This is a genomic window from Streptomyces sp. CBMA123, from assembly GCF_014596465.1.
Lineage (GTDB): Bacteria > Actinomycetota > Actinomycetes > Streptomycetales > Streptomycetaceae > Kitasatospora.
Genome location: NZ_MECK01000035.1, coordinates 43423 through 60890, shown reverse-complemented (window position 1 = coordinate 60890; position 17468 = coordinate 43423). Strand labels below are relative to the sequence as shown.

The 17468-nt window shown below is 69.0% G+C and carries 22 protein-coding genes; 20 read left to right on the top strand and 2 right to left on the bottom strand.

Annotation, left to right across the window (positions count from 1 at the left end):
* The first annotated feature begins 3 nt into the window (after window positions 1–3).
* From BG452_RS06485 to BG452_RS06455, 7 genes are all read left to right on the top strand, one after another.
* Entirely contained in the window at window positions 4–1533 is a 1530-nt protein-coding gene (locus tag BG452_RS06485; protein ID WP_223241834.1) for an SCO6880 family protein, read from the top strand.
* Window positions 1530–2966, top strand: coding sequence for an ATP/GTP-binding protein (locus tag BG452_RS06480; RefSeq protein WP_188303197.1), 1437 nt, complete (start codon window positions 1530–1532; stop codon window positions 2964–2966). Before BG452_RS06485 ends, BG452_RS06480 begins: the two co-directional genes overlap by 4 nt.
* 62 nt (window positions 2967–3028) lie before the next feature.
* Entirely contained in the window at window positions 3029–3349 is a 321-nt protein-coding gene (locus BG452_RS06475; protein WP_223241833.1) for a DUF6238 family protein, read from the top strand.
* Window positions 3349–3612, top strand: a complete 264-nt coding sequence (locus BG452_RS06470) for a hypothetical protein (protein ID WP_188303195.1) — start codon at window positions 3349–3351, stop codon at window positions 3610–3612. The genes BG452_RS06475 and BG452_RS06470 overlap by 1 nt, the downstream gene beginning before the upstream one ends.
* A 32-nt stretch (window positions 3613–3644) precedes the next feature.
* The gene (locus tag BG452_RS06465; RefSeq protein WP_188303194.1) at window positions 3645–5087 is read left to right on the top strand and encodes a type IV secretory system conjugative DNA transfer family protein; all 1443 of its coding nucleotides are present in this window, start codon (window positions 3645–3647) and stop codon (window positions 5085–5087) included.
* Window positions 5084–5557, top strand: a complete 474-nt coding sequence (locus BG452_RS06460) for a hypothetical protein (RefSeq protein ID WP_188303193.1) — start codon at window positions 5084–5086, stop codon at window positions 5555–5557. Before BG452_RS06465 ends, BG452_RS06460 begins: the two co-directional genes overlap by 4 nt.
* Window positions 5554–5982 carry a hypothetical protein gene (locus BG452_RS06455; RefSeq protein ID WP_188303192.1) on the top strand — a complete coding sequence of 143 codons (429 nt, stop codon included), beginning with the start codon at window positions 5554–5556 and terminating at the stop codon, window positions 5980–5982. The genes BG452_RS06460 and BG452_RS06455 overlap by 4 nt, the downstream gene beginning before the upstream one ends.
* Before the next feature lie 110 nt (window positions 5983–6092).
* Here BG452_RS06455 and BG452_RS06450 read toward each other — a convergent pair whose 3' ends face one another.
* Window positions 6093–6497 (bottom strand): hypothetical protein, encoded by a 405-nt coding sequence (locus BG452_RS06450; RefSeq protein ID WP_188303191.1) that lies wholly within the window; start codon window positions 6495–6497, stop codon window positions 6093–6095.
* 53 nt (window positions 6498–6550) lie between these two features.
* Complete coding sequence (locus BG452_RS06445; RefSeq protein WP_188303190.1) at window positions 6551–7396, bottom strand: Scr1 family TA system antitoxin-like transcriptional regulator; 846 nt, start codon at window positions 7394–7396, stop codon at window positions 6551–6553.
* Window positions 7397–7608: 212 nt separating this feature from the next.
* On the opposite strand from BG452_RS06445, the gene BG452_RS06440 reads away from it, so the two are divergent.
* The 13 genes from BG452_RS06440 to BG452_RS06380 all read left to right on the top strand — a co-directional run bounded on the left by BG452_RS06440 (window position 7609) and on the right by BG452_RS06380 (window position 17424).
* Window positions 7609–8259, top strand: a complete 651-nt coding sequence (locus BG452_RS06440; RefSeq protein ID WP_188303189.1) for an ATP-binding protein — start codon at window positions 7609–7611, stop codon at window positions 8257–8259.
* Window positions 8256–8621: a hypothetical protein gene (locus BG452_RS06435; RefSeq protein ID WP_188303188.1), complete on the top strand. Its 366-nt coding sequence runs from the start codon at window positions 8256–8258 to the stop codon at window positions 8619–8621. Before BG452_RS06440 ends, BG452_RS06435 begins: the two co-directional genes overlap by 4 nt.
* A 207-nt stretch (window positions 8622–8828) precedes the next feature.
* Entirely contained in the window at window positions 8829–9239 is a 411-nt protein-coding gene (locus BG452_RS06430) for a 6-pyruvoyl trahydropterin synthase family protein (protein ID WP_188303187.1), read from the top strand.
* A 14-nt stretch (window positions 9240–9253) separates the two neighbouring features.
* Complete coding sequence (locus BG452_RS06425; RefSeq protein WP_188303217.1) at window positions 9254–9982, top strand: 7-carboxy-7-deazaguanine synthase QueE; 729 nt, start codon at window positions 9254–9256, stop codon at window positions 9980–9982.
* A 34-nt stretch (window positions 9983–10016) separates the two neighbouring features.
* Window positions 10017–10640 (top strand): GTP cyclohydrolase I, encoded by a 624-nt coding sequence (folE, locus tag BG452_RS06420; RefSeq protein ID WP_188303186.1) that lies wholly within the window; start codon window positions 10017–10019, stop codon window positions 10638–10640.
* A gap of 39 nt (window positions 10641–10679) precedes the next feature.
* Complete coding sequence (locus BG452_RS06415; protein ID WP_188303185.1) at window positions 10680–11213, top strand: phosphoribosyltransferase; 534 nt, start codon at window positions 10680–10682, stop codon at window positions 11211–11213.
* Window positions 11203–12021 (top strand): class I SAM-dependent methyltransferase, encoded by an 819-nt coding sequence (locus tag BG452_RS06410; RefSeq protein WP_188303184.1) that lies wholly within the window; start codon window positions 11203–11205, stop codon window positions 12019–12021. The genes BG452_RS06415 and BG452_RS06410 overlap by 11 nt, the downstream gene beginning before the upstream one ends.
* Window positions 12018–12740, top strand: coding sequence for a thymidylate kinase (locus BG452_RS06405; protein ID WP_188303183.1), 723 nt, complete (start codon window positions 12018–12020; stop codon window positions 12738–12740). Before BG452_RS06410 ends, BG452_RS06405 begins: the two co-directional genes overlap by 4 nt.
* Entirely contained in the window at window positions 12730–13764 is a 1035-nt protein-coding gene (locus BG452_RS06400) for a radical SAM protein (protein WP_188303182.1), read from the top strand. The genes BG452_RS06405 and BG452_RS06400 overlap by 11 nt, the downstream gene beginning before the upstream one ends.
* 23 nt (window positions 13765–13787) lie before the next feature.
* The gene (locus tag BG452_RS06395) at window positions 13788–14873 is read left to right on the top strand and encodes a DegT/DnrJ/EryC1/StrS family aminotransferase (protein ID WP_317620926.1); all 1086 of its coding nucleotides are present in this window, start codon (window positions 13788–13790) and stop codon (window positions 14871–14873) included.
* Window positions 14874–14952: 79 nt separating this feature from the next.
* Complete coding sequence (locus BG452_RS06390) at window positions 14953–15723, top strand: dTMP kinase (protein ID WP_188303180.1); 771 nt, start codon at window positions 14953–14955, stop codon at window positions 15721–15723.
* On the top strand, window positions 15681–16427 hold the full coding sequence (locus tag BG452_RS06385) for an HAD family phosphatase (protein ID WP_317620925.1): 747 nt from the start codon (window positions 15681–15683) through the stop codon (window positions 16425–16427). The genes BG452_RS06390 and BG452_RS06385 overlap by 43 nt, the downstream gene beginning before the upstream one ends.
* Window positions 16428–16458: 31 nt before the next feature.
* The gene (locus tag BG452_RS06380; protein WP_188303179.1) at window positions 16459–17424 is read left to right on the top strand and encodes a phosphoribosylaminoimidazolesuccinocarboxamide synthase; all 966 of its coding nucleotides are present in this window, start codon (window positions 16459–16461) and stop codon (window positions 17422–17424) included.
* The last annotated feature ends 44 nt before the right edge of the window (window positions 17425–17468 follow it).

Genomic DNA, 17468 nt, shown 5'->3' with positions numbered 1-17468 from the left:
ACCATGTCGACTCGTACGTATCAGTTCGGAAAACACCGCCCCACGGGCCTGGTGGGCCGCCGCGACCTCGGCGAACAGGTCGTTCTCGGCAGCGGCGCCGTCACCGGCCTCCTGCTCGGCTTCGCGTTTAGCGGCGTGACGGCCCTCGCAGCGACCGGCCTGGTGGCACCGATCCTGATCGCCCTGGCGATCGTCTACGCCCCCTACCGGCCGAAGGGCACGTCACAGCGGCGCTCCCTCTACCGCTGGTGGCGGATCAACCGCTACCACCGCAAGGCGCTCCGCCGCACCGGCGGCGTCTGGGTGTCGCCCGCCGTCGAGGCGGGCGTTCGACGGGATGGCACGCCTCCGGACGCCGCGCTGGCGGAGCCCGAGGGCATCGCCGGCATGACGTGGGTGCCGGTCACGGTCCGCGGGCAGCAGGCCGTCGTCGTCCTCCAGCCGGAAGCCGGCTGCGTCACCGCCGCGCTGGAGGTCACCTCGCCCGGACTGGGCGGCAAGGACACCGGGGAACAGGTCGTCGCGTTGGAAAGGTGGGGCGAGTTGCTCGATGCGTTCGGCAACGTCGAGGAACACCCGGTGAAGCGGATTCAGGTCCTCGCCCGACAGGTGAAGAGCGACCCCTACGCCCACCAGCGGTTCGTCTCGCAGCGCGACGAGTCGGCGGCCACGGCCAACGCCCCGCAGTGGCTCAAGGACTCCTACGACGTCCTGGCCCGCGCGGTGTCTACCTCGGCGGAGGAACACCGCTACTACATCACCATCCACGCGAAGTTCACCCGGGACCTGGCAGCCGAGGGTGCGGCACGAGGAACGGGTGACGACGGGATCGCCGCCGCGATGGCGATGTACCTGGACGAGCTGTGGTCCCGTGCAGAGGACGCCGACCTCTCGGTGGTCGCGCCCCTGGACGAGGGCAAGCTGACGGCCCTCATCCGCAACTCGTACGACCCTGACCACGCCATCTGGGACACCGACCTCCCGCGGGCCCACGCCTTCCCCCGCAACGTCGATGTCCGCCACGGAACGCACCTGGCCACCCGCGCGGCGGGGAGCACCGAGAGCTGGTACCACGCGACGGCCTACGTGGCGGCCTGGCCTACCACGCCAGTCGGCCCCGGGTTCCTGTCGCCCCTGCTGATCGGGATGCCGGACGTGATCCGCACCTTCTCCGTCACGCAGCAACTGGAGCCGAACGACAAGGCCGTGGAACGCATGCTGGCGGAGGACACGAACAACCAGGCCGAGATGGCCAGGAACCGCCAGCGCGGCAAGAACATCGACCCCCGCGACCAGATCGCCGCGAGTGCCACCGGTTCGCGCGGCATGGCCCTCGCCGCGTCCGGCGCGGCCGGCTCGGCGGTCGTCGGCTACATCACCATCTCCGCCCGCAGCGCCGAAGAGCTGGAGCGCACCAAGCGGACGACGGCTTCCCGTGCCCGCAACGCGGGCGGCCTGCGGATCGAGTGGCTCGACCTCGAACACGGCCGCGCCTTCGCCAACACCCTGCCGTTCGCCGGAGGCATCAAGTGACCGAGCTGCTCACCCTCGCCCCGCTGTCCCCGATTCACCAGACCGTGCGCCGTCCGCTCTACACGGAGACAACCACCAGCCAGGCCCTGTACCTGCCTGTGGCGCCGCCGACCCTGGGCAGCGCGGGCGCGATCATCGGCCGTGAACTGTATTCCGGAAAGGCATTCATTTACTGCCCTTTCAGTGCATTCGGCGACGGGCTGCCCGGCGGAAATATGATCGTCATGGGCGATACCGGCCGCGGAAAGAGTTCTCTCACCAAAACCTACGCCGCCCGGCAAATTCGCCTTGGCAGGAAGGTCGTGGTTCTTGACACGAAGGAACAGAAGGAAAGGGAAGAGGGCGAATGGGCCGCGCTCGGCCGCTCGCTCACCGGCAAGGCGCCCGTGAAGTTCGCCCCGGGCGGCGCGACCGGGGCGTCCTGCATCAACCCCATGGACCCCGCCATCGCGGGCAAGCGGCAGGTCGAGCTGGTCAGGACGATCGTTGAGCTCGGCCTGGGCAAGCCGCTGGACGAGTTCGCTGGCTCCGCCCTGCGGATCGCGATCCGCCGGGCCCACCACCGGGCGGACGCCCTCGGCCGCACGCCGGTGCTGGCCGACGTCGCCGAATCGCTCCGGGCCCCAGAGGAGTCCGACGCCATCGCCAAGAAGCGGACGCGGGACGAACTCCTCGCTGACGGACTGGAAGCGTCCTACGTCCTCGACCGGCTGTGCGGCAGCGAGCAGGACTCGACGGGCGACCTCGTCGGCATGCTCGACGGGCCGACCAGCCTCGGCGTGGGCCTCGACACCGACATGGTCGTCTTCGACCTCACCAAGGTCCCGTCCGGCGGTGTCGCCATGACGATCCTGGTCGCCGTGATCTCGGTGTTCCTCGAAGAGGTGTGGCTGCGGCCTCTGTGCGAGTGCGGGACCGAACCGAGCCAGCACGAGCGTGTGGTGGTCGATGCGGACTCCGGAGCCTGGGAGGTGGGTCCGAACCCGGCGACGGGCTGCCGCCGCTACAGCCAGCGCAAGCGCATTCTCATCGCCGAAGAAGCGTGGCACATTCTCGGCACTCCGCAATTGGCGGCCCTGCTCGAAAAGTTCTTGAAGTTCGCTCGCGGCCTGGGCTTGTCGTGCATCTTCATTGTCCACCACCTGTCGGATATCGACGACTCCCCGGAAACTCAGGCGGCGTTGAAAATGGCCGATACCGTGGTCATTTACTCGATGAAAAAGGCCGAAGCGGAAGCCACCGTCGCCAGACTGGGGCTGCCCTCGTGGACGGCGGATCACATCACCCGCCTGCGCCGGGGGATCGCGCTGTGGGTGGTCGGAGAGGTGATCTACCCGGCTGTTCAGCACCTCCTGGTGGAAGCCGAGCAGCACCTGTGCTTCTCCTCCGGGTCGATGACCGACGTCTCCTCCAGCTACCCGGAAGCCGCATGAACGGCTCCCGGCACCTCTTCGCCGCCGGCCCCGTCCCGGCGGATTCGGATCGGACTCTCTCCATGGCCGTCACCACCACCGGGGCCGCGGCCCCGGCCGAGCAGCACGCGGTGCGAGGAGACATCGACCAGCTGCACGCTGATGCCCTCGAACTCGCCAGGCGCACGAAGGCGCTGGCCATCGCGCTCGACCACGGGGACTACTCCGCTGCCGGTGGTCGTGTCCGTACCGCCGTCACCCACCTCTGGCGCGCGGCGGAAGACCTGCACGGGGCGTTCCACAGGGCACCACCACGATGCGCCGGGCCCGATGCGGCGATCTCCCAGCTCTGCGGCCGGCGCATGCGTTACCTCGCGGCCCGGGCCGGACAGAAGGCCGCGTAGTGGACATCCTGCCCAACGGGATCTCCGTGGCCCTGTATGCCATCGCCGCCGTGTGCGCGGTGGCCATGGCCACCGTCTGGCTCCTGATGAAGCGGGCCGCCCGCAACGCCGGATTCGCGTCCAAGGCCCTGCTCAAGCGGCAGTTGTCGGCCGCAGCCGTCCTCAAGGCCACGGAGATCCGCCCCTCCCTCGCTCGCGGTGTCGACCGCCCGCACCGCACGGCGGTGCTGGATCTGGCGAAGAAACGATCCGTCACCCGCTGACCCCACCCCCCTTCCTCGCTTCGGAGCACGTCATGCAACACCCGCTCAACCCCAACGACTTCGGCTACTCGCTGGGGACTTCCCAGCGCCCGAAGGGCGTGGACCTGTGGTCCCGCGCCGACAAGGCGTGCCGGGTCATCGGCCCCATGGGTTCGGGGAAGACCCTGCGGTTCTTCGCCCCGACCATCCGCCGCTGGCCCGGACCGGTCCTCGCCACCTCCACGAAGCCGGACCTGGTCGAACTGACCCTCGACGCCCGGCGAGGCGGCGATCGTCCGGCCCTGGTCTTCGACCCGCAGGACATCGCACCCTCCTTGCCTAAGTTCCGGTGGACACCGATCACCGGCTCCTCCGAGACGGAGACCGCGATGATGAGGGCCAAGGCGTTCGTCGCCGGCTCGCGCACCCCCGGGTCCGCCGCACAGTCCAGCGAGGGCGCGGCCTTCTACAAGGGCCAGGCCGCCAAGATCCTGGCGGCGTACCTCCACGCCGCCGCGCTCGACGGGGCGAGCCTGGAGTGGGTGTTGAAGTGGGCGCGCAAGCTGACCGACCCCGCGCCGATCGGCATCCTCAACGCTCACCCCGGCGCCGGTCCCGGCTGGGCAGAGATGCTCCGAACCGCCACCACTGGCGACAGCCGGACCGTCGGCAACACCGCCTCCACCCTGGACGCGGCCCTCGAACCCCTCATGCACGAGTCGGTCGTCCGAGCCCTGCAAGGGGACGGCGAGGGCCCGACGGACTTCACCGAGCTGCTCGACGCGGGCGGCACCATCTATCTGCTCGGCAAGGACTCCGAGGTGAACAGCGTTGCTCCGCTGACTACCGCGATCACGGAGGACTTGCTCGACGTCGCCGAGGCTCACGCCCTCGCCTCCCCCGCTGGCCGACTCGACCCGCCACTCCTTGCCGCGCTGGACGAAGCGCCGAACATCGCTCCCATCCCCAGCCTGCGGCAGCGCGTCGCCGACGGCCGCGGCCGGGGCATCACCGTGATCTACGGCCTCCAGGGCTGGGCATCGGCCCGTGCCCGGTTCGGCGAGGACACCGCGAACGAACTGGCGTCGTTCACCAACCACGTCGTCATCTTCGGCGGGGCGAAGGACCCCAGCTTCCTCAAGGACATGTCGGACCTGTGCGGTCAGGTCGAACGCGAGCGCACCACGAAGACCTCCAGCGGGGGTGACCGTGGAAGCCACTCGACCGCCACGCACATGGCGCTGGAGCCGGTGCTGCGAGGCGACGAGATCAGGTCGCTGGCGGAGGGCAACGCCCTCGTGCTCGCCGACAACCTGCCCCCCGTGATCACCCGCCTCGACGGCATGTGGACCTGGGAGTCCTGGCCCGAGATCGAAGCTCACGTCCACCAGCTGCGTGCGGCGAACGAGACAGAGCGGCGCCGGCGGTCCGCGGCGAAGAAGAAGCAGGCCGCGGCGCACGCCGCCGCCTGGGCCGCGCAGGGAGCCGCCGCGTGACGAATCCGCTCGCGCAATTCAAGCCCTTCCCCGAGCCGCCCGCGTTGATCCTGGAGTACATCGCAGAGCGGAGCGCGGAGGAGTCCGTGGTCGACGGCCCCCCGCCGTGGGACCTCGGCGCCCTGTCGGCCGAGCTGGTCGAGCCGATGCCCGAGTGGCTGGACGCGGTCTGCCGCTGGCTGAACGGGGCGTACGCCTGGCAGCCGCAGGACGTGATCCCGCCCTGCTGGACGAAGCACGAGGGCCTGGGGTACGAGATCGCCGCCATCGCCTTCGCCCGGGACGACGCCTACGCCGACGCGGGCTCAACCGTTGTCTGGCACGAGCAGTACGACCGGTTCGTCAGCCGCATGAACAAGGTACTCGGCAAGGCCGGCGACGAGTGCCGCCTTGGACGTCACGAGGACCGCCCCTCGCGATTCCAGCTCGCCGCCTGGCCCGATGACACCTCCGGAGCTTCCCCGCGATGATCTCGAACCCTCACATCGTCTTCGACACCGATCCTGAGCATGGCCTGCTCGCGCGAAGCGGCTGGGAGCAGGAGGAAGCCCGCACCGTGCTCCGCGATCTCGGCTGGGAATGGCAGGAGGAGCTGCATGCCCTGGTGCCTCCGACAGATGCACCGGACGTGGACGCCGGAGTTCAGGCAGTCGAGCAGCTGCACCTGCACGGGTACCTGACGGGATACGCGGTGGGGCGATTCGGTGTGATGCGGCTGCCCCTGGACCGCGCCGAGCAGGTGCTCACGAAAGCTGTAGTGCAGCAAACCCCCGGACCGCGGCCAGATACGGCACCATATACACCGCCAACGGACACGGCGAAGCCCCGGTATTCCGCGGGTGGCGGGGCAGCTGTCGACCCCTCACCCGAATCTCCGTCTGCACTGCCGCTGTAGGGCCGCACAGCTCGCGGCAGCAGATCTGTGCTGTCTCGCCGCCCTCAAAATGACGCCGCCCCACACCGAAGTGTCGGGGCGGCGCCGCGTTCCATGACAGCGCGAGGGGCTTAGAGAGCCGCCACCCCTTCGACGTGCTCGGCGTCGTAGGACTCGGCGAACTCCGGCTGGCCGTTCTCCCAGGCACGGTGCACCGCAGACCACTCCTCCTGGTTGAGGACGATCTTGTCTTCCGGGTGCCCTTCAGTGCTGTCCCCGAGTTCCACTCCGCCGTCCGGAAGCCGCTCGATCGTCAGGCCGAGCGCGGCGCCCGCGGTAGTACCGGCGTCGTAGAACTCGGCGAACGGCGGCTCCTTCGTCTCGAAGGCGCGGTGGACAGCCGACCATGTCTCCGGGCTCAGGCGGATCTGGTCGTTCTCATGTCCGGGCTTGTCGTCGCCAAGTTCCACACAGCCGTCACCGAATCGCTTGATCGTCAAGCAGCCGGTGTTTCCGTTGGAGGCGAACGACTTCACCCGGGCCGTGATGCTCTCGGCTCCGTCGTGGGCGTAGGGGTCGTGGGGCATCGTCACAGCCAGTCTTTCAGACGTCGGTGCAGGAGATCTGTGGACTCTTCGGGCGAGAGAGCGAGCGCGGACAGTCGGGCCCAAGCTCGCTTGAAGCGAAGCTCCTCGCGCTCCGACTCTTGCACGGTCCCAGCGGTAAGTGCCTCGGAGAACACATACGTTGGTGAATCTTCCTCGTCGTAGCTGTACCGCTTGACTCGGAAGAATACCCTGCCGGCCGCCCCCGCGGTCTTGGGGATGACGTGCAGGACAACGTGGCCTTGGGCTGTCAGATCCCTGAGAAGCGTCAGCTGAGGAATCATCACGTGCGGGTCGGTCGAGCGTTCAAACGCCAGCTCATGGACGAGCGTATGGACGTGCAGGGGCGGGCTGTCGAACAATCGCCGCTGCCTGCGGCGATGGACCTCCAACCACAGCTCCGCCTCGTCTGGACTCGACTGCTTCCAGTAGTACTGGGCGTTCTCCGCGCGAGCGGTCGGATGCTGGAGGAGGTAGCCGAAGCAGTCATCGACGATCTCTTCCAGGAGAGCCGCCTTGGCCTCGACCTCAATCTCCCCGATCATCTGATGGTCAAGGATCTCGCGGAAGGCCGCCCACCAGTGGACCTTGGTTGCGTCCTCTCGGAGGTTCAGCAGGGCCTGCCGGCGCGTCCCCTGAACATCATGGAAGTCGAGTAGGCGTTCGAGGGATCGCTCTGGGATGAGCTTGCTGCCGTTCTCGTACTTGCTGAGGTCGCTGACGTCGATCCCGGTCGCCTTGGCTACCTCTCGCAGCAGGAGGTTGCCGCGGAGGGCTCCCAGCTCAACGCCCAGGGCCCCGGCGGCGATCGGTGAGAAGTGTGGTGGCACGGTTCCTCCTTCCTGGCTGTCCGTCAGTCTCCTGCGCCGACGGACGCGTTGCAAGATTCGAAGATAGACCCATTGGGTCGCCCATTGGGGTTGCGCACGCCATGTGACCGGGTCCACACTCGGTATCGCCACGCAGCGCGGTCATCGCCCCACCGTTGGTGATCATGTCGTGCCCTCGACAGCTGCACCCCCTCGCGTTGGAGGCAGTCGTGATGGCCTTGGAAGACAAACACCCTCACGTGTTCGCGACTAGCCAGTTCCCAGCGTTAGACCAGTCCGTCCGCGAGGCTCGCCAGTTCGTCAAGACCGCCTACCAGTGCTTCGAGGTGGAGACAGACGCCGCCGAACTCGTCGTCAGTGAACTCGTCACCAACGGCGTCCAGCACACCAAGCGCCCCGTACGCGTAACCCTGTTCACGCCCGCGTGGGGCCTGCTCCGCATCGAGGTCGCGGACACGAGCACCGTGCTTCCTGAACCCCGGGAGGCCGGCCCGGAGGACGAGGGGGGCCGCGGAATCGGGCTTGCGAAGGAGCTGTCCGAGTCGTTCGAGGTCTCTCCCGTCCCCGGCGGGAAGGTGGTCTGCGTCTCGATCGCGATCGGCGACGTCAAGCCCTCGCCGGAGGAGGCGTTGGACACGGCGACACGCCTGCTCGGCCTCATGGACCCGCAGCACCTCAAGCGCCTGATGCTCCGTCTCGGCGAGCAGATCGGCGCGGAGATCACCGTCGATGGCCATCCCATCACCCAGGGAATGGCCGCCTTAAAGATCATGCGCGACGTGGAGAAGCCCGGCTGGGGGCTCCCTGCCAGCCCGGCCATCCTGCCGTCCGGCGAGCAGCGCATCATGGAGGGGGTTCGATGAGCACCGGACAGGAAGAGACTCTGCACGAAGCGGGGGGCGAGGAACCCGTCTGTCCCGGCACAGACGTTGAGTTGACCGTTGATCAGCTCTGGTCCCACATCCGCGACGAACACGCGAAGTTGAAGGCGTACTCGAACGGCGCGCCGGACTTCATCAACCTCCTGTTGCTCTACCTCCAGGAGGACATGGGCAACGCGGCGCTCCACATGCTGAAACTCCGCAAGATGCGCGTGGGGCGCACGAGCCACGCCACCAGGGAGTTCCAGGCATCGCTGGTCGCGGTTGCGCAGATGGCCCTCGTGACGCTGCTGGAGTCGACCGAGGACGCGCCGGCCGTATTCCGCTCGGAGCTGCGGCTCTGATCTCAGCATTGAGGACCGCCCACGCTGGGCATGTCGCCTTCTGATGCAGCGGCTCGAACTAGGCAGCGCTAGAGAGCGGTTCACGCTCCCACTGCGGCCTGACCTGATGCTGAGCCCCGCGAGATGGCGAGCCCCGCCGGGCCATCCGAGGAGAGAAGTCACCCGATGACCGAGGGGTCGCCTCGGCCTGACCCAGTGAGGAACAACATGGACTTGAGCTCCGTTGCGATGCCGACCGGGACCTTTACCATCGGCAAGAGGTTCCGCTTCGAAGCCGGGCACCGGCTTCCCGGCCTCCCGCCCGAGCACAAGTGCTCCCGACAGCACGGCCACAGCTACGAGGTCGAGGTTGTCCTCACCGCCCCCGACTTGGAGGAGCCCGGCTTCGTCACGGACTTCGGTGCGCTGGGCCCGTTCAAGGCGTTCCTCGATGCCGAACTGGACCACCGCAACCTGCACGAGGTCCTGCCCTTCGAGCCGACCTCGGAGCGCCTGGCCCAGTTCCTGGCCGGCTGGTTCATGCAGAACCTCCAGCCGAAGATCCCCGGCCGCCTGGTCGCGGTCGCCGTCAGCGAGACCCCCAGCAGTTGGGCCCGCTTCGAGGTGGAGGGGAAGTGACCTTACCCCAGCCGATGGCCCATGGGTCGGCTACGAGCCTCGTCGCGTTCAGTCTGATCGTGGCTGAGTGCTTCGGCGTCGAGGTGCCGACCTTCCAGGGCGAGGGCCCGAGCTGCGGCCACCCCGCGCTGTTCATCCGCCTGTCCCGCTGCAACCTGACCTGCAAGCTGTGCGACACCAAGTACACCTGGGACTGGGCCCGCTTCGACCCGCGCAAGGAGTCGAGGAAACAGACGGTGGCGGACCTCGCGGCGTGGGCCGCGTCCTCGCCGGTCGAGCTGGTCGTGATCACCGGCGGTGAGCCGCTGATCCAGCAGGAACGCCTGGTGCCTCTCGTTCGTGAGCTGCTGGCCGCCGGGAAGCGGGTGGAGTTCGAGACGAACGGCACCCTCGCGCCGGTCCCCGAACTCCTGGTCGACGGAGTCCGGTTCAACGTTTCCCCCAAGCTCTCCTCCTTCGGTGTCGATGAGGCCAAGAGCATCGTGCCCTCCGCCCTAGAGGCGTTCGTAGCGTCTGAGCGCGCGGCGTTCAAGTTCGTCGCGTCCTCGGTCCCTGACCTGGAGCGGATCGCCGAGCTGGCCGACACCCACCGGCTCGCGCCGGTGTGGGTGATGCCGGAGGGCACCACCGCCGATGCGATCACCGAGAAGACCCGGGTTCTCGCCGACGCCGTCGCGGCCCACCACTGGTACTTCACCACCCGGCTCCACGTGCTGGCCTTCGCGGACACCCGTGGCCGATGACCGCCCGCAACCCGACCTGAGACGAGAGAGGCCCATGACGACCACCACCGCCGACACCGCGCAGGCGCTGAACACCGGGTTACCCACGCAGAGCATCGACAGCGGCCGGGTCGCCGCCCTGGTCACCCAGCTCCTGATCGAGCTGGGCGAGGACCCCACCCGCGCCGGCCTGACCGACACGCCGAACCGTGTCGCCGCCTGGTGGCAAGCCTTCCTGTCGCCGGACAAGAGCGCGGTAGCCACGTGTTTCCCCGAGTCCCAGCTGAGCGGTCAGCTGGTCATCGTCGGCGGCATGAGCGTGTGGTCGCTGTGCGAGCACCACATGCTGCCCATGAACCTCCAAGTCACTGCCGGGTATGTGCCGGACGGGGAGGTGGTGGGTCTGTCGAAGTTCGGGCGGATCGCCCAGCACTTCGCGGGCCGGCTCCAGGTCCAGGAGCGCTTCACGCAGCAGTTCGCCGAGCACCTCACCGGCTTGATCGGACGTGAGGACGTCGCGGTCGCCGTGCGCGGGTTGCACCTCTGCATGAGCATGCGAGGCGTGCGGATGGAGGAAGCCCGGACCACCACGGTCCACACCGGTGGCCGGTTCGCCAGCGACCCGGTGCTCACCCAGCAGTTCCTCACCCTCGCCGCCGTCCAGCAGCACACAGCCTGATCCCCGTTCGGCAAGTAGACCGAGAAGGAGGTGAAGCCCATGGCCACGTCATCGACACCGTCGGCGCAGGACGCTCCTGGCTCCGGGCCGCTGTACATGACCTGGGAGGACATCGACACCGCCACCCGGACCCTCGCTGAGCAGGTGGAGGCCGTGGAGGTACCGCAGGTTCTGGTGGGCATCGTGCGGGGCGGCATGATCCCGACGGTGTGGCTCGCCCACCGGCTCGGGGTCCGCGACGTGCGGTGCATCGAGGTCACCCGCACCACCAGCGACGGCATCAACGCCGCCAAGACCACGCTGCCGACCACTCGCAACCCCGGTTCGCTCGGCGACATGACGGGCCTGGACGTGCTGTTGGTCGACGACATCGCCGGCAGCGGCGCGACGCTCGCCCACACGGTGGATCTGCTCCGCGACCTCGGGGCCTCCCGGGTGCGCACCGCGGTCCTCACCGTCAACCGGGCCAACTGGGCGCGCGAGGCGGAACCCGAGAACGTCATCGACTACATCGCATCGCTGAACCACACCTGGATCGTCTTCCCCTGGGAGGGACAACAGCATGAGCGCTGAACTGGACGAGCAGTACCGCACTCGGCCGGGTACGCCGATGATCGGCCCGTACAGCACGAACCAGATGGACGACTTCTATACCGCCCTCGCGGTCGGCGAGGCGAAGCCGTCCGGCCTGATGAACCTGATGCAGCACCTCATGGTCGCCGAACGGTGCGGGGAGGGCGCGAACGTGCTCGACGTGTGCTGCGGCCGTGGCCTGGCCCTGCCGCTGCTGCACCGGTACGCGCCGAAGATCGCCCGCTACGTCGGTCTCGACATCAGCCCGGACAACCTCACCGAGGCCCGCACGCGGTTGACCGCGCTGCGGGGGGAGTACGGCAACCTCTTCCCGGTCGAGTTCGTCCAACACGACGTCTCCGCCCACTGGCCCGAGCTTCCGAAGTTCGACGTCGCGGTGTACACCTCGGCCCTGGAGCACCTGCCCTACGAACTCGGTGTGAAGAGCCTGCTCGAAACGGGGAACGCGCTCGCCCCGGGTGGAGTGCTCTACCTGTCCACGCCGCAGGCGTTCGGACCGCCGCCCCGCCCGTTGCAGTACCGGGTCCACGTGTACGAGTGGTCGCGCGAGGAGGTCGTCAAGGCCGTCGAGGCCGCGGGCCTGGTCGTGGACGACGTGATGGGGGTGCTGCCGCCCGAACCGGACGATGTGGTCGCCGAGTTGGCGGTGCGGTACGGGTCCGCCGCCGTCGACTGGTACCGCGACCTGGCCGCCCGGGTGCCGAAGGCGCTGCTGGACACCGTGTCGTCCGTCGCCGTGCCGGACCGGGCGACCGAGCTGCTGTTCGTGTGCCGGAGGCCGGCATGACCGTGATCCCGGTTCCCCGGCCCCGCCGCGGTGGCGTGTTACTCGACCGGCCGCTGTGGGTGAGCGTGGAGGGCATCAACGGTGTCGGGAAGACCACTGCGGTTCGTGCAGCGGCTGCCGCGCTCGGCTCGCGGTGCCTGCGACTGGACGAGCTGACCGACCAGGCCGCCGACACCCTGCCCGGCCAGGTGATCGCCGCGCTCTCCGCGGAAGGAGATGTCTGCCTGCGGACCGGGCACCCGGTGGTGGAGACGCTGGCGCTGCTGGCGCTCAAGTTCCGCGAGGTCGAACGCCTTACGCCCACGCTGCTGGACGGTGTCGACGTAATCCTCGAAGACCGCGGCGTGGACAGCGTGGCCGTGTGTCAGGGAGCGATCCTGCACGCAGAGCACCGGGCGACGCCGGCCCGGGCGGTCGCTGACCAGATCCTGGCCACCACCCGCCGGTGGCGGTCGATGCCGGACGCCACCCTCCTGCTGACCGGCGACCTCAAGGTGTGCACGGCCCGGTTCGCCGAGCGGATCGGTCGTGAACTCCCGGCAAGCGCCCTGGAGGTGATCGAGCAGACCGAGCAGCTGTACCAGGAGCTGGCGGCTGCCGAGCCGGACCGGTTCACCGTGATCGACGTGACCGGCTACGGCCGGGTGGAGACCGGCAAGGCCGTCGAAGACGCCGTCCGCGTCATCGTCGCGCACCGGGAGGTCGACCGTGCCTCGTGACGTCACCCTCTTGTGGGCCCTGCGCTCACCCTGCTCGTTCGCTTGCCCGCACTGCTACTTCGGAGAGCTGGAGGTGCACAAGGAGGCGCCTCCGGAGGGTCCGGGATTGCTCTCCCACATCCCCCTCCGCGACCTCGACCGCACCGTCATGGAGGCGTTCGCGCAGACCCTGGCCGGCTCGCCGGTTGAGCGGGTCGTCCTCGCCGGCGGTGAGCCGCTGGATTGGCTACCCACCCTCAGCCTGATCAAGACGATCAAGGACGCCGGATGCGAGGTCGTCATCGCGACCAACGGCGTGCCGCTCACCCGGCCCGGCATCGCCCGGCGGCTCGTGGAGCACGGCGTTGACGGGGTGTCGGTGTCCCTCGACAGCGCGGACGCGGCCACCAACGACCGGCTGCGGCCGTCCCGGTCCGGACGGGTCGGCCACCGGGAAGTCCTGGACGGCATCCGTACCCTGCTGGGCGAGCGAGGCTCCGGGCCGGGCCCCCGGGTCGGCATCTACACCGTGGTCATCCGGGACCGGCCCCAGGAGATCACTGACGTGGCCCGACTCGCGCGGGAGATCGGCGTCGACTACTACGTCCCGCAGCCCATCTCTCTCCCGCCCGATCACAAGCTCTTCGCCGAGCGCTGCCACACCCCCGGCGACGTGCCCGCCGTCGAGGACGAACTGCGCCGCCTCCAGCAGGACCCCGGCGGGCTCACCATCCCCGACCCTGCCTACACGAGGCAGTTCATTGCCTCGATCTCCACCCAGGACAGCGGTCGGGTCGAAGACTGCTACGGCGGAGCCCAGCTCTTCTTCGTCCAGCCCGACGGCTCGGTGTGGGACTGCCCGTCCGATCGGCGGATCGCCGCCACACCGCCCCAGGAGCACCGCACGATCGTCGGGGCCGACGCGCGGGCCCTGTTCGCCGACCGCCCAGCGTGCACGGACTGCTCACACTTCTCCCGGGACTGCGTGAACATGGGGCCGCTCGTGCTGGGCATGCCCCGTCTCCTTGCTCGGGAGGCGACATGATCGGGCTCCCACCGCTGCCCTCGGTGCAGGACCTCGGCGAAGGAATGCTGTCCGCGCTGGCCAGCATGCCCAACCCCGCCGGTGCCGAGTTCACCAGCGGGTTGGAACACGACCTCGCGGACACGTTCTCCAGCGAGCACGCGGTGGCGGTGTCGTCCGGCACGACGGCCCTACATGCCGCGCTGTCCGCGGTCGGAGTCGGGCCGGGTGACGAGGTGCTGGTTCCAGCGCTGACCGTGGTCATGACGGCCGCGCCGGTTGTACTGCTCGGCGCCAAGCCGGTGTTCGTCGACAGTGACCCCTCGACACTCGATCTGGACTTCGCCGATGCCGCCACCAAGGTCACGGCCCGTACCAAGGCGATCGTTCCGGTACACCTTTGGGGCAGGATGGGCGCCCCGGCCGACCTGCTCGCGTTCGCCGCCGAGCACGGGATCGTCGTTGTTGAGGATGCTGCCCAGGCTGCGGGCACATCGCGTGCTGGTGCCATGGCCGGGACAGTCGGCGCGGCCGGATGTTTCAGTCTGAAGGACGGCAAGGTCCTCTGGAGCGGGGAGGGCGGCTTCGTCCTGACCGACGACGGTGCTCTCGCCGCGCACACCAGAGCCTTCCGCGGTCACTGGCTGACGCCCCCGCTCGGCAGCCGCCCCCAGGAACGGATTGCTCTCAACGGGCGCTTGGCCGAACCGCTCGCCGCGCTCGCCCACGCCAACCTGTTCCGGTTCCCGGCGCTGCTGGACTACCGCCGCGCACAGACCGCGTACCTCGTCCGTGCCTTGGACAGCGCCCGGGGCCTCACGCCGCTCCTGCCCGCCACCGACGAGACCTGGAACGCCTACGCCCCGCTCTTCCACATCGGGCTGGCGAACCCCCGAGGGTTCGCCGAGCACCTGGCCCAGCAGGAAGTACCGAACTCCACCGGCACGTTCCGGCTCGTGCCGTGCGACACCCGGCCCATGTTCGCCGGGGTGGACCGGAAGCCCTGCCATGGCGCGGCCGAGATCCTGGACCACACTCTCGCTCTCGTCCTCACCGAACGCGACGACGAAGCGGTCCTCGACCAGTACGCAGCCGTCATAGCCCGGGAGGCCGCTGCATGGCGCACCTGACCGACGCCCCCGGGCCCGCACCGACCGGAACAACGCTTCCGGCACCTTCCTGCCTTCGTCGCCGAACGGATGCCGCCGCATGACGATCACACCGAAGCTCTCCGCCTGCACCCGCGGCCCGCTGATCTCCGCCGAGGGGCTGAACGGTGTCGGCAAGACGTACCTCACCAACCGGGCCGTCGAAGGGCTCGACCTCAAGCCGCTGATGCTGGACGAGTTCTCCCAGCGGGTCAATGGGCGCCCTGGCCTGGGGGAAGCCCTGTTGCGCGCGCTGCGCGAGGCCAGCGCGGGCGACCCGTTCCTGCGCGGCGGCACCCCCATGGCCGAGGCGCTGATTCTCATGGCCATCAAGCGGCACGACCTGGACACCGTCCTGCCCGAACTGTCCGGCGGTCGTCCCGTCGTTGAGGGTCGCAGCGTGGACACCACCGCCGTGTGCCAAGCTCTGCTCCTGCACCCGAACGACCAGGACGAGGCCCTTCGAACGGCGGTTGCCCTGCTGGGCCTCGCTTCCTCCTTCCGCCCCCTGCCGGACCTCACCATCCTGGTCACCGACGACGCCTCGAAGGCCCTGGAACGCGCACAGCAGCGGGACCAGTGCGTCTTCACCGCCGAGCAGGCCACGTTCATGGCAGACGCCTGCACGCTCTTCGAGCGGCTGGCCGCCACCGATCAGGTCCGCTACCGGGTGGTGGACCGGCGACATGTCAACGAGTACGAGGCGGCCGAGCAGATCCGGGCCTGGGTCGCCGATGCCGGCCGTGACCTGGGGTGCGTGGTGGAGCCGTGGCAGGGCCCGGGCGCGGCGTGCATCTGCTGCGGCCGGCTCTCCGAGTTGCAGTCGGCATGAGTGCGGAGCTGCGGCACCCGTTCTCCACCGGGCAGCCCTGCCCGCAGGGTTGTGTTCCGGCGATCCCCAGCGACGTCGAGGCGCTGGTCCTCGACTTCGACGGAACCCTCGCCGATACGACCGGAGGGCATGAGGAGGCCCTGCGTACGGCACTTCGGCCGTACGGCGTCGACCTGGATCACGACTGGTACCGCCAGCACGTCGGGCTGTCCATCCGAGAGCTCTTGGCGGCCCTGCCCGGCGGCCCTGCCCTGCCCCACAACGAGATCATCGCGAACAGCCGTGCCCACCTGCTGGCCGTGCTGCACACGATCACCCCGATCCCGTGCGTCGTCACCCTCCTGGGTGCTGCCCGTCGGGCCGGGTTGCCCTGCGCTGTGGCATCCGGCGCGAGCCGGCTACTCGTCGAACCGGGTCTCGCCGTCCTGGGCCTGGCGCAAGAGTTCGCGGCTGTCGTCGCACGCGAAGACGCCATGCACGGCAAGCCGGCCCCGGACCTGTTCCTCTCGGCTGCCCGTCGGCTGCGGGTCTCGGCGGGCAACTGCCTCGCGGTAGACGACGCTCCGGACGGCATCGCCTCCGCCCGCGCGGCTGGCATGCGGGTGTTCACGGTGATCGGCGGGCACCTCGCCCCGGCCGAGAACCGCGGCACTGCGGCACTTCCCGCCATCGCCCCTCCCCCGTCAGCAGATCCCTTCCGGTGACGGCACAGTGCCGTCGAACCCGAGGAGCATGATGCCCGTCCTCCACTCGACCAAGAACCTGCGAGTCGTCTCGCCTCCCACCAGTACCAGGGAAGGCGTCGGCATCTTCGAGTACACGGACAACTACACCGTCTTCCACTACGGCCGGATGCCGGACCCGATCCCCGGCAAGGGCGAGGCGGTCTGCCGGATGGCCGTCGCCAACTTCACGATGCTGGAAGAGGCCGGTGTGCGGACCCACTTCCGCCGCTTCATCGCCCCGAACCAGATCGAGTTCACCCTGACCCGCCTCCCTGACCTCACCGCCCGCCCCCTCACCCCGGAGCAGGGCAACTACCTGATCCCGCTCCAGATCCTCTTCCGCAACGAGCTGCCGCCGGGAAGCTCCGTCCACCGGCGGCTGGCCGCCGGTGACCTGTCCCCTGCCGATGTCGGACTGAGCACGGTGCCCTCGATCGGCGAGAAGCTGGAACGACCGCTCATCGAGTACGCGACCACCCGTGACGACGTCAACCGGTTCATCGCCCCCGGCGAGGCACAGCGCCTCGCCGGCTTGGACGACGTGCACTTCGAAGCCATGCGCGCGACCACCCTCAAGGCCAACGAGGTGCTGACCGGGCACGCGGCCAAGATCGGGCTGAGCCACTGCGACGGCAAGTTCGAGTACCTGCTGACGGCTGACCATGAGCTGGTGCTCGCCGACAGCCCCGGCACGCCGGACGAGAGCCGTCTGATGTTCAACGGTGTGCACTGCGGCAAGCAGATCCTGCGGGACTGGTACGTCCGATCGGGGCACGAGATCCCGGTCAGCAAGCTGATCGCTGAGGGCGTGCCGAGGAGCGAGTGGCCGAACCCGACGCCGCTCCCGCCCGCGTTCGTGCCGGTGATGACGGACCTGTACCAGTCCCTGAGCGAGGCGTGGACGGGCGAGCAGCGGTGGAACGCATCGGGCTTGGAGGCAGCCACCCGCGCCGTCACCGAGGTCATCCTTCCGTGACGATGCATCAGGCAGTCTGGTTCTCCGGCATGCTCGTGCGGGCA

Bases quoted from the DNA above. Each gene is read 5' to 3' on its own strand.
- BG452_RS06390 (WP_188303180.1), top strand. From the start codon at position 14,953: ATGACGATCACACCGAAGCTCTCCGCCTGCACCCGCGGCCCGCTGATC.
- BG452_RS06440 (WP_188303189.1), top strand. From the start codon at position 7,609: ATGGCCTTGGAAGACAAACACCCTCACGTGTTCGCGACTAGCCAGTTC.
- BG452_RS06455 (WP_188303192.1), top strand. From the start codon at position 5,554: ATGATCTCGAACCCTCACATCGTCTTCGACACCGATCCTGAGCATGGC.
- BG452_RS06435 (WP_188303188.1), top strand. From the start codon at position 8,256: ATGAGCACCGGACAGGAAGAGACTCTGCACGAAGCGGGGGGCGAGGAA.
- BG452_RS06430 (WP_188303187.1), top strand. From the start codon at position 8,829: ATGGACTTGAGCTCCGTTGCGATGCCGACCGGGACCTTTACCATCGGC.
- folE (WP_188303186.1), top strand. From the start codon at position 10,017: ATGACGACCACCACCGCCGACACCGCGCAGGCGCTGAACACCGGGTTA.
- BG452_RS06475 (WP_223241833.1), top strand. From the start codon at position 3,029: ATGGCCGTCACCACCACCGGGGCCGCGGCCCCGGCCGAGCAGCACGCG.
- BG452_RS06485 (WP_223241834.1), top strand. From the start codon at position 4: ATGTCGACTCGTACGTATCAGTTCGGAAAACACCGCCCCACGGGCCTG.
- BG452_RS06410 (WP_188303184.1), top strand. From the start codon at position 11,203: ATGAGCGCTGAACTGGACGAGCAGTACCGCACTCGGCCGGGTACGCCG.
- BG452_RS06465 (WP_188303194.1), top strand. From the start codon at position 3,645: ATGCAACACCCGCTCAACCCCAACGACTTCGGCTACTCGCTGGGGACT.
- BG452_RS06415 (WP_188303185.1), top strand. From the start codon at position 10,680: ATGGCCACGTCATCGACACCGTCGGCGCAGGACGCTCCTGGCTCCGGG.
- BG452_RS06405 (WP_188303183.1), top strand. From the start codon at position 12,018: ATGACCGTGATCCCGGTTCCCCGGCCCCGCCGCGGTGGCGTGTTACTC.
- BG452_RS06425 (WP_188303217.1), top strand. From the start codon at position 9,254: ATGGCCCATGGGTCGGCTACGAGCCTCGTCGCGTTCAGTCTGATCGTG.
- BG452_RS06380 (WP_188303179.1), top strand. From the start codon at position 16,459: ATGCCCGTCCTCCACTCGACCAAGAACCTGCGAGTCGTCTCGCCTCCC.